The following is a 10,798-nucleotide window of genomic DNA, read 5'->3' on the forward strand; positions in this document are numbered from 1 at the left end:
GGTCTGGCATGGTTCCACCTTTCGCGACGGTGGTCGGAGACAGACACTAACGTCGGTCTAAGTCGAAAGAAAGGTTCGATCGACGGCAGCTTTTGTTTGATTCGACGAAAGTCACTGATGATCGTCGATACCGGCCGTGCGGTCCGCGATGCTGACTACGCTCGTCCTGACCAGGCGGCGGCAGAAAACCGGAACGCGGCAGAAGGCCGTAACGCCGCAGGAGGGGTGGGCATGGTCCTGACCGGACGGAGACTGCGCGTCGCGGCGCTGACCTGCGCGATCGGGCTGGCCGCCACCGGTTGTACCGGCGACGACCGCGACGGCTTCCGGCCCGGTGCCGCCGACGTCGGCGACCCGTACGTGCCGGGGCACGGCAACGGCGGTTACGACGTCGGGCACTACGGCCTCGACGTCCGCTACGACCCGTCGACCGACCGGCTGACCGGTCGAGCCGTCATCACGGCCACCGCCACCCAGGACCTGTCCCGGTTCAACCTGGACCTGGTCGGCCTGGACGTCGGCGCGGTCAGCGTGGGTGACGCGGCGGCCGAGCACCGGCGCGGCGACGGCGAGTTGGTGGTCACGCCCCGCGCCGGACTTCCGCGCGGTCGGCAGTTCACCGTGACGGTCGAGTACGCGGGAGTCCCCACCGCCGTCGACGACGGGGCGTTGGGCAGCGGCGGTTTCCTGCACACCGCCGACGGCGCGGTGGCGCTCGGCCAACCCGACTCGGCCGCCACCTGGTTCCCGGTCAACGACCACCCGTCGGACAAGGCCACCTACGACCTGGCGGTGACCGTCCCGGACGGCCTGGCCGCGCTGAGCAACGGCGTACCCGGGCCGAAGAGCAGTGCCGACGGCTGGACCACCTGGCGCTGGTCGGAGCGCGCCCCGATGGCCAGCTACCTGAGCACGCTCGTGATCGGTGACTACCGGGTGGTGACCGGCACGCACGCCGGCCGACCGATGGTCACGGCGGTGGCCGCGAGCCTGCCGGCGACCGGCGGCGCGGCCACCTCGCTGGCCCGCACCGGTGCGATCGTCGACTTCCTGGCCAGCCGCTTCGGCCCGTACCCGTTCGACTCGTACGGGGGAATCGTGATCGCCGACGACCGGGTCGGGTACGCGCTGGAGACTCAGTCGCGGCCGGTCTACGGGCCTGGCTTCTTCGCGGACGACCGGCCGAACCCGAGCGTCGTCGCACACGAGCTGGCGCACCAGTGGTTCGGCGACAGCGTGTCGCTGACCAGGTGGGGCGACATCTGGCTCAACGAGGGCTTCGCCAGCTACGCCGAGTGGCTGTGGGAGGAACACGACGGCGGCCGGACCGCCCAGCGCAACTTCGAGATCCAGTACGCGGCGACCGACTGGACGCAGCCGTCGGTCGAGCCGGGCCGGGAGCAGATGTTCGGCTCGGCCGTCTACAAGCGCGGGGCGCTCGCCGTGCACGCGTTGCGCCGGACCGTCGGTGACGATCTCTTCTTCCGCATCCTGCGTACCTGGACCACCGAGCGGGCGGCGGGCAACGCGACCACCGCGGACCTCGTCGCGCTGGCCGAGCGGGTCGCCGGGCGGCAACTGCGTCCGCTCTTCGACGCCTGGTTGGTGGGTGGGTCGGCCCCCGCACTGCCGTGACCCGGCCCCGCTGCCCGGTCGATATGCTGCCGCCTGCGAACGGCGGGTAGGCGCCCGTTCGCGCGGAACAACGAGGGCCGTCACCGGCCACCGTGCGGAAAGGGTGTGGGATGCGGGGGACGCGGCACAGACTGCGGGTGGCTGCCGGCCTGCTGGCGACCGGTGCGCTCGTCCTGTCCGGATGCGACTCGACGGGCCCGGAGGCGGCCCTACCACCGAGCGCGTCCCCCACGCCGGCGCGGACGTTCACCGCGGGCGCCGACGGGGTCGGCGACGCCTACTTCCCGACCTACGGCAACGGCGGCTACGACGTCGCGCGGTACACGGTGAAGGTGCGCTACGACCCGGCCAAGGACCAGTTGACGGGTACGACCACAGTGCGGGCCACCGCCACGGCGGACCTGTCGACGTTCAACCTCGACCTGGCCGGTCTGACCGTCAGCGCGGTCACCGTGGACGGCGCACCGGCGACCCACAGCCGCAAGCGGAACGAGTTGGTGATCAAGCCGGCTTCCGGCCTGATCAACGGCAACGGGTTCGTCGCCGAGGTCACCTACGCCGGTAAGCCGAAGCCGCTGAAGAACGAGACGCTCGGTGACGGTGGCTTCCTGCACACCGCAGACGGTGCCATCGCGCTGGGTCAGCCCGAGTCGGCCAGCACCTGGTTTCCGGTCAACGACCACCCGTCGGACAAGGCGGCCTACGACTTCGAGGTCACCGTTCCGGACGGTCTGACCGCGATCAGCAACGGCGTTCCCGGCGGGAAGACCAGCACGGGCGGTTGGACCACCTGGAAGTGGTCGGAGAAGTCGCCGATGGCCAGCTATCTGAGCACGCTGGTGATCGGCAAGTTCCGGATCACCACCGGCGAGCACAAGGGCCGCCCGGTCTACAACGCGGTCACCACCACCCAGGCCAAGGGCAACGCGGACGCCTCCATCGCGCAGACCGTCGCGGTGGCCGACTACCTGGAGAGTGTGTTCGGGCCGTACCCGTTCGACGCGTACGGCGGGGTGGTGATCTCCGACAGCCGGATCTCCTACGCCCTGGAGACGCAGAGCCGACCGGTCTACGCGGCGAGCTTCTTCCGGCAGGGCGAGAACACCGAGGTCGTCGCCCACGAGCTGGCCCACCAGTGGTTCGGCGACAGCGTCGCGTTGGCCAAGTGGGAGGACATCTGGCTCAACGAGGGCTTCGCGACGTACGCGGAGTGGCTCTGGGCCGAGCACACCAAGGCGTACACCGCCAAGGAGGCGTTCGACAACCGGTACGCCAGAATGTCCGCTCAGGTGTGGCAGACACCGCCGGGTAAGCCGGGCGTGGAGAAGCTGTTCAGCGAGTCGGTCTACCAGCGCGGCGGGATGACGCTGCACGCCCTGCGGGTGGCCGTCGGCGACAAGGCGTTCTTCGAGATCCTCAAGACCTGGGCGGCGGAGAAGCGCGACGGCATCGCCACCACACCCGAGTTCGTGGCCCTGGCCGAGCGGATCTCCGGCAAGCAGCTCGACGCGATCTTCGACGCCTGGCTCTACGGCACCAGGAAGCCGGCCCTGCCCAAGCGGCTCTGAGCGGCGGTCAGTTCTTGACTACCAGGGTGGGGTGGGCGGCCAGGTAGGCGTCGGCGCGGCCGGCGCGGAGTTCGGTGAGGAACTTGCGGCCCTCGGCGCTGAGCTGTTCGCCCCGGTACGCGCTGCCCTTGCCGACCCCGGAACCGGGCAGCCCGACCAGCGTGAAACGGTTCTCCGGCAGGCCACTGAGGGCGTACGCGATGTCCACGATCCGGCGTCCGCCCACGTAGACCAGCGTGTCGCCCAGCGCGGAGACCACCTGATCGACGCGCTCGGGTTGCTTGGCCAGGCCCTCGTCCAGGATCTTGCGGGTCATCGCCCGGATCAGCTGCTGCTGGTGGCGCTGCCGTGCGTAGTCACCGCCGGCGATGTAGCGCTGCCGCGCGTAGTCCAGCGCCTGCCAGCCGTTGAGGTGCCGCTCGCCCTTCTCGTAGACCTGCTGCGGCCCCTTGTAGCCGCCCGGCGCGCTCTCCCGGTACTTGCCGTCCGGTCGGCGGTGCATCGACTCGACCCGCTGGTCGACGTAGATGTCCACCCCACCCAGCGCGGTGACCAGCCGGTCGAACCCGTTGAAGGTGAGCACCGCGCCGGCGTCGATGCGCAGCCCGGTGTAACCACTGACCGTGCTGCGCAGCAGCTCGTACCCCTGGGCCGTGCTGGGTTGTTTGGGTTTGCCCGGCACCCGGCTGCCGAAGCTCATCGCGTGCGTGAGTTTGGTCTTGCCGCCCTTGTAGCCGGCCTTCGGGAACGCCGGGATGTCCACCAGCAGGTCGCGGGGGAGCGAGAAGAGGTACGCCCGATCCAACCCCTTGGGTACGTGCAACACCAGCACGGCGTCCGAGTGCGGCTCCCAGCCGGGCACGCTGACCCGGGTGTCCACACCGACCAGCAGCAGGTTGAGCGGGCCCGTGATGTCCGCGCCCGGCGGCGGACCGCTGGGGCTCGGGGTCGGTGTGCCGACCGGCGACGGGGTCGGTGAGCCGGCCACCGGAGCGCCCCCCGGCTTGTTGTCGCCGGTCAGCCGGGTGATCACCACAGTGCCGGCTGCGATCAGCGCGACGACGGCGAGGGCCGCCAACCCCACCAGCAACCACCGTCGGCGCGGCGCCATCGACCCGAGAACCATCTTGGATTCCTTCCACCCGTCTGGTGAACAACGCTCCGACGGGTGCTCCGGGTTGCGGCCGGGAGACGCCGGTTCGGTCGGCCGGAGCATGATCGCGCAAAAACGGGCGCTGGCGCGAGCGCTACTGGCGAGTAATGATGCAACCATGCGGTACGACGTGGTCGTCATCGGGTCCGGCTTCGGTGGCAGCGTCACCGCGCTCAGACTGGCCGAGAAGGGCTACTCGGTCGCGGTGCTGGAAGCCGGCCGCCGCTTCGCCGACGACGAGTTCCCGCAGACCTCCTGGCGGCTCCGCCGGTTCCTCTGGGCACCGAAGCTGGGCTGCTACGGCATCCAACGGCTCACCCTGCTCCGCCCGGCCGACCGACGATCCGGAGGCGGAGTGCTGGTGCTCTCCGGTGCCGGGGTGGGCGGCGGTTCGCTGGTCTACGCGAACACCCTCTACGAACCGCTGCCAGCCTTCTACAGCGACCCGCAGTGGCGGGACATCACCGACTGGCGCGACGAGTTGGCCCACCACTACGACCAGGCGAAACGGATGCTCGGCGTCACCACGTACCCGGTGCACACCGGCGCGGACCGCGCCATGCGCGCGGTGGCCGAGCGGATGGGGGTGGGGCACACCTTCCACGCCACCCCGGTGGGCGTGCACATCGGCCGACCCGGCCAGCGGATCGCCGACCCGTACTTCGGCGGTGCCGGCCCGGAACGCACCGGCTGCCTGCACTGCGGCTCGTGCATGACCGGCTGCCGGCACGGTGCGAAGAACACACTGGTGAAGAACTACCTCTGGCTCGCCGAACGGCTCGGGGTCACGGTCCGTCAGCTGACCACGGTGACCGCCGTCCGGCCCGCCGACGGCGGTGGGTACGAGGTGCACACCGAACGCACCGGCGCCTGGCTGCGCAAGGCTCGACAGGTCATCCACGCCGATCAGGTGGTCTTCGCCGCCGGGGCGCTCGGCACCCAGCGGCTGCTGCACGGGATGCGGGCCGACGGTGCGCTACCCGGGCTCTCGCCCCGCCTCGGCGAGCTGACCCGGACCAACTCGGAGGCGATCCTCGGCGCCTCGGTGCCACGCCAACAGGCCCGGACCGAGCGGTTGGACTACACCGAGGGGGTGGCCATCACCAGCTCGTTCCACCCCGACCCGCAAACCCACATCGAGCCGGTCCGCTACGGGCGGGGCTCCAACGCGATGGGGCTGCTCCAGTCGCTGCTGGTCGACGGCGGCCCGCACCGGGTCCGCCGCTGGCTGGGCAGCATCGTGCGGCAGCCCCGGTTGGCGGCGCGGATGCTGTCGATCCGCGGCTGGTCGGAACGGACGGTGATCGCCCTGGTCATGCAGTCCGTGGACAACTCGCTGACCACCAGGTGGCGGCGTGGCCCGCTCGGCCGCAGGTTGGTCACCGGCCCGGGCCACGGCACGCCCAGCCCGACCTGGATACCGGCCGGCAACACCGCCGCCCGGATGCTCGCCGACGAGATCGGCGGCACCCCCGGCGGTTCGCTCACCGAACCCTTCGACATCCCGGTGACCGCGCACATCCTGGGCGGGGCGGTCATCGGGGCCACCCCGGCCGACGGGGTGATCGACCCCTGGCACCGGGTGTACGGGCACGCCGGGCTGCACGTGGTCGACGGCGCGGCCGTCTCGGCCAACCTGGGCGTGAACCCCTCCCTGACGATCACCGCACAGGCGGAACGGGCGATGTCCTTCTGGCCCAACAAGGGCGACAAGGACCTCCGCCCGACGCTCGGGTCCCCGTACCGCCGTCTGTCACCCGTACCCCCGAAGAACCCGGCGGTCCCGGCGGACGCCCCGGGTGCGCTGCGTTCCTGAACCCCGCTGGCCCCACGGCGAGCCGGTGCCGGCGGTGGCCGTGACTGTGGGTAGGCTTCGTGCACATGAGCCTGCCTCGCCCCGTCCTCGTGGTGGACTTCGGAGCCCAGTACGCCCAGCTCATCGCCCGCCGGGTCCGTGAGGCGAAGGTCTACTCCGAGATCGTGCCGCACTCGATGCCGATCGCCGAGATGCTGGCGAAGAACCCCGCCGCGATCATCCTCTCCGGTGGTCCGGCCAGCGTCTACGCCCCGGACGCGCCGCAGATCGACGCGGGCGTGTTCAGCGCCGACGTGCCGGTCTTCGGCATCTGCTACGGCTTCCAGGCGATGGCCCAGGCGCTCGGCGGCACGGTCACCAGGACCGGCAACCGTGAGTACGGCGGCACTCCGCTGCGCCCCCGTCTCCTCGACCCCGGTGTGCTGCTGCGTGACCTGCCGGCGGACCTGCCGGTCTGGATGAGCCACGGCGACTGCGTCACCGAGGCGCCCGAGGGCTTCACAGTGACCGCCGAGTCGGCGGGCGCGCCGGTCGCCGCCTTCGAGGACCTGGCCGGTCGCCGGGCCGGCGTGCAGTTCCACCCGGAGGTCGGGCACACCGCGCACGGCCAGGAGATGCTGACCCGCTTCCTCTACGACATCGCCGGGATCGAGCCGACCTGGACTCCCGAGAACATCATCGACGAGCAGGTCGCCCGGATCCGCGCCCAGATCGGCGACAAGGAGGTCATCTGCGGCCTCTCCGGCGGGGTGGACTCGGCGGTCGCCGCGGCGCTCGTGCACAAGGCCGTCGGTGACCAGCTCACCTGCGTCTTCGTCGATCACGGCCTGCTGCGCGCCGGCGAGGCCGAGCAGGTGGAGAAGGACTACGTCAGCGCCACCGGCATCAAGCTGAAGGTGGTCGACGCCACCGACCGGTTCCTCGGCGCGCTCGCCGGGGTGACCGACCCGGAGCAGAAGCGCAAGATCATTGGTCGGGAGTTCATCCGGGTCTTCGAGGCCGCGGCCCGCGAGATCGCCGCACACGGCGACGTCGAGTTCCTCGTCCAGGGCACCCTCTACCCCGATGTGGTGGAGTCCGGCGGCGGCACCGGCACCGCCAACATCAAGAGCCACCACAACGTCGGCGGCCTCCCGGAGGACCTGAAGTTCGCGCTGGTCGAGCCGCTGCGCACCCTGTTCAAGGACGAGGTCCGGACGCTCGGCCTCCAACTGGGCCTGCCCGAGGCGATGGTCTGGCGGCACCCGTTCCCCGGCCCCGGCCTGGCCATCCGCATCATCGGCGCGGTCGACCAGGAGCGCCTCGACCTGCTCCGCCAGGCCGACCTGATCGCCCGCGAGGAACTGACCGCCGCCGGCCTCGACCGGGGTGTCTGGCAGTTCCCGGTGGTGCTCCTCGCCGACGTGCGCAGCGTCGGTGTGCAGGGAGACGGGCGCAGCTACGGGCACCCCGTGGTGCTGCGCCCGGTCTCCAGCGAGGACGCGATGACCGCCGACTGGTCCCGGCTGCCCTACGACGTGGTCGCCCGGATCTCCACCCGGATCACCAACGAGGTCGCCGAGGTCAACCGGGTGGTCCTGGACGTCACCAGCAAGCCGCCGGGCACCATCGAGTGGGAGTGAGCGCCGCTCAGGCCGCCGGCGGTGGGCTGAACGGGATCGTCGGCGTGCTGGACGGGGGCGTCGGCGGGTAGGGCTGCGTCGGGGCGTACCCCTGCGGTGGCCCGCCGGGCGCGGGCCCGGCGGTGGGCGGCGGGCCGTTCTGCGGCGCGACGCCCGCGGCGTGCGGCCAGGCCGGCGCGCCGGTGGGCTCCTCCGGCATCAGGAACCACATGATCGGGTACGCGAACAGCGCGAGCCCGCCGGTGAGCAGGCCGGCGACCGCGAAGATCACCCGGACCAGTGTGGGATCGACGGCGAAGTAGCGGCCGACGCCACTGGCGACCCCGGCGACCATGCGGTCGGTGGTGGGTCGCCGAAGCTGCTTGTACGGGGCACGGGGAGCGGTGGTCGATGTCATACCCCCACGGTCCGCGCTGGCGCCCCACCCGCCCTCGGTGACCGCCCGGATCCTTACCCTGACCAATCCCTGACCGGGGCCAGATAGTCAGGAATCCGACTCTTTTCCGTCCCGGTAACCCGGCCCGGGGAGAATTTGCTTCCGTGACCACCTTGCTCAAGCCGCTCCGCAGGATCGCGGCATACGCAGTTTGTGCTGATTCAAGCGGCCGAGTCTTGCTGGTCCGCGCATCGGAGCGCTCCGGCACCCCCGGCACGTGGTCGCTGCCCGGCGGGGCGGTCGACCACGGCGAGGACCCGAACCACACCGTCGTACGCGAGACCGCCGCCGAAACCGGCCTCTCCGTCGCCGTCTCCGGCCTCGCCGACGTGCTCGCCGACATGCGAGCACTCCCGGACCGCGGCATCACCATCCACACCGACCGGCTGATCTACCGGGTGGCCGTGCGCGGTGGCACCCTCGCCGACCGGGTCGGCGAGCGCCCCACCGACCTGGCCCGGTGGTACACCCTCGACGAGGCGCGCGAGCTGCCGCTGCGCTCGTTCACCGCACGCGCCCTCGGGCTGCCCGCCTCCTCGGCCGACGTGGTGCCCGACGAGGCACCCGAGTTCCCCTCCTTCTACGCCGTGCCCGGCCCCGACGGGCTGCACCGGGCCCAGCGCTTCGCCGCGTACGCGGTCTGCACCGACCCCGCCGGCCGAGTGCTGCTCACCCGCATCTCCGACGGCTACCCCGGCGCCGGCTGCTGGCACCTGCCCGGCGGCGGCACCGACTACGGCGAACAGCCCGGCGCGGCACTCATCCGAGAGCTGATCGAGGAAACCGGCCAGGCCGGCCGCCTCGTCGAGCTGCTCGGCGTCGCCAGCCACCGCGACGCCGCCTCACTCGGCCCCGAGGGCTACCCCATCGACTGGCACGGCGTACGCGCCTTCTACCGGGTCGTCGTCGACCAGCCCAACCCACTGACCGTGGCCGACGTCGGCGGCTCCACCTGCGAGGCCCGCTGGTTCGGCCGCGAGGAGTTGGGCGCCCTCCCCACCGACCGCCTCACCGAGGTGACCGCCGAAGCAGTCCAAGCCGCCCAACTCACCTGACCCCCGCCCAGTCCGCAGGGTCAGCGTCGCACCGCGCCGTCGCGCCTCGGGTGTCGCGCCTCGGGCTTCGGGGTCTCGGGCTTCGCGCCTCGGGCTTCGGGGTCTCGCGCCTCGGGCTTCGCGCCTCGGGCTTCGCGCCTCGGGCTTCGCGCCTCGGGCTTCGCGCTTCGCGCCTCGGGTGTCGGGCCTCGGGTGTCGGGCCTCGGGTGTCGGGCCTCGGGTGTCGGGCCTCGGGTGTCGGGCCTCGGGCCTCGCGCCTCGCGCCTCGGGTGTCGGGCCTCGGGCCTCGCGCCTCGCGCCTCGCGCCTCGCGCCTCGCGCCTCGCGCCTCGCGCCTCGCGCCTCGCGCCTCGCGCCTCGCGCCTCGCGCCTCGCGCCTCGCGCCTCGCGCCAAGATCGTGCTCGAACCAGGATGTAGTGGCTTACCGCCGGGCCGATGCCACTACATCCTGGATATTGCGCGATCTTGAGTCCGGGACGCCCCGCTGGAGGGCTCCGGGTGTCCCGGGCAGGCAATCATCGGCGCGACGCCCAGGATCCACCCGTGATCCACTCGGGTTCCTTGAAGGCGCGGTATCCCGGGCGCTGGAACACCGCGCCTTCCGTGAACCCGAGTTGATCACCGCTGGTCTCGGCTCCCGCGACGGGATTGGGCTCCACAATTTGGGCTAGTGGAGTGAAGCGGACCGGGTCGGAAACAGGTCGAAGGGGTCTTGACGGGGCTAATCGGTCGTCGTCAGGGGTTGGGCTACCTCGCGGTGCTGCGGCTACCTCGCGGTGCTGCGGGTACCTCGCGGTGCTGCGACTACCTCGCGGTGCTGCGACTACCCCGGGTGGCCCGGACGCCCCGGCTCGCCAAGCTCTGTGGGTTTCCGTGCACTGCCTCGCGTTGATCATGAAGTTATTGTCGGAACGCGGGATGGGCGGCGATAACTTCATGATCAATAGTTGTGGGTGCGAAGCGGGGGGCGAGCAAAGGTGCAATTTGCGCGGCGAGTCGGGGTCTATGGACTTTTGCGGGACTCGGGCCGGGTCTTGGTGGTTCGGGACGGGGCGGACGGTGAGTTTCCCGGGGTCTGGCGGTTGCCGGGCGGTGCCGTTCGGCATGCCGAGGATCCGGAGCACGCCATGGTCCGCCAGGTAGCCGAGCAGGCCGGGCTGACGGTCGCGGTGACGCGACTACTCGCGGTGGTCGCCGATGTGGCCACCGTGCCGGAGGACAAGGCCGCGCTGCACACCGACCGGTTGTTGTTCGAGCTCAGGGCTCCCCACGGCACGCTGTCCGGCGGCGTGCGGCCTCAGAGCGCACGGCCTGAGAGCGCGGAGTCCGGGGGCGCACGGTCTGAGGGCGTGCGGTCTGAGGGCGTGCGGTCTGAGGGCGTGCGGTCTGAGGGCGCACGGCCTGAGAGCGCACGGCCTGAGAGCGCACGGCCTGAGAGCGCACGGCCTGAGAGCGCGGAGTCCGGGGGCGCACGGCCTGAGAGCGTGCGGTCTGAGAGCGTGCGGTCTGAGAG

At 71.4% G+C, this 10,798-nt stretch carries 8 protein-coding genes; 6 read left to right on the top strand and 2 right to left on the bottom strand.

The window, feature by feature from the left end; genetic code table 11:
* Nucleotides 1–231: 231 nt before the first annotated feature.
* Together DLJ58_RS13425 and DLJ58_RS13430 are read left to right on the top strand one after the other, a co-directional pair.
* A complete protein-coding gene (locus DLJ58_RS13425; RefSeq protein WP_124856338.1) occupies nt 232–1,635 on the top strand; it encodes a M1 family metallopeptidase in 1,404 nt (467 codons plus the stop codon).
* A 110-nt stretch (nt 1,636–1,745) separates the two neighbouring features.
* The gene (locus tag DLJ58_RS13430) at nt 1,746–3,203 is read left to right on the top strand and encodes a M1 family metallopeptidase (RefSeq protein WP_124856340.1); all 1,458 of its coding nucleotides are present in this window, start codon (nt 1,746–1,748) and stop codon (nt 3,201–3,203) included.
* A 7-nt stretch (nt 3,204–3,210) separates the two neighbouring features.
* Here the strand turns inward: DLJ58_RS13430 and DLJ58_RS13435 are convergent, their stop codons facing one another.
* Complete coding sequence (locus DLJ58_RS13435) at nt 3,211–4,329, bottom strand: LCP family protein (protein ID WP_124856342.1); 1,119 nt, start codon at nt 4,327–4,329, stop codon at nt 3,211–3,213.
* 145 nt (nt 4,330–4,474) lie between these two features.
* On the opposite strand from DLJ58_RS13435, the gene DLJ58_RS13440 reads away from it, so the two are divergent.
* Both DLJ58_RS13440 and guaA read left to right on the top strand, forming a co-directional pair.
* Complete coding sequence (locus DLJ58_RS13440; RefSeq protein WP_124856344.1) at nt 4,475–6,172, top strand: FAD-dependent oxidoreductase; 1,698 nt, start codon at nt 4,475–4,477, stop codon at nt 6,170–6,172.
* Between the two features lie 65 nt (nt 6,173–6,237).
* Complete coding sequence (gene guaA / locus DLJ58_RS13445; protein WP_124856346.1) at nt 6,238–7,794, top strand: glutamine-hydrolyzing GMP synthase; 1,557 nt, start codon at nt 6,238–6,240, stop codon at nt 7,792–7,794.
* A gap of 7 nt (nt 7,795–7,801) precedes the next feature.
* Here the strand turns inward: guaA and DLJ58_RS13450 are convergent, their stop codons facing one another.
* On the bottom strand, nt 7,802–8,191 hold the full coding sequence (locus DLJ58_RS13450; RefSeq protein ID WP_124856348.1) for a PspC domain-containing protein: 390 nt from the start codon (nt 8,189–8,191) through the stop codon (nt 7,802–7,804).
* 143 nt (nt 8,192–8,334) lie between these two features.
* On the opposite strand from DLJ58_RS13450, the gene DLJ58_RS13455 reads away from it, so the two are divergent.
* Together DLJ58_RS13455 and DLJ58_RS35140 are read left to right on the top strand one after the other, a co-directional pair.
* Entirely contained in the window at nt 8,335–9,285 is a 951-nt protein-coding gene (locus DLJ58_RS13455) for an NUDIX hydrolase (protein ID WP_124856350.1), read from the top strand.
* Nucleotides 9,286–10,262: 977 nt separating this feature from the next.
* Nucleotides 10,263–10,798, top strand: a 536-nt coding sequence (locus DLJ58_RS35140) for an NUDIX hydrolase (protein ID WP_158629586.1), incomplete at its 3' end; no start/stop codon positions are given.

This window comes from Micromonospora arida (assembly GCF_003857035.1).
GTDB lineage: Bacteria > Actinomycetota > Actinomycetes > Mycobacteriales > Micromonosporaceae > Micromonospora > Micromonospora arida.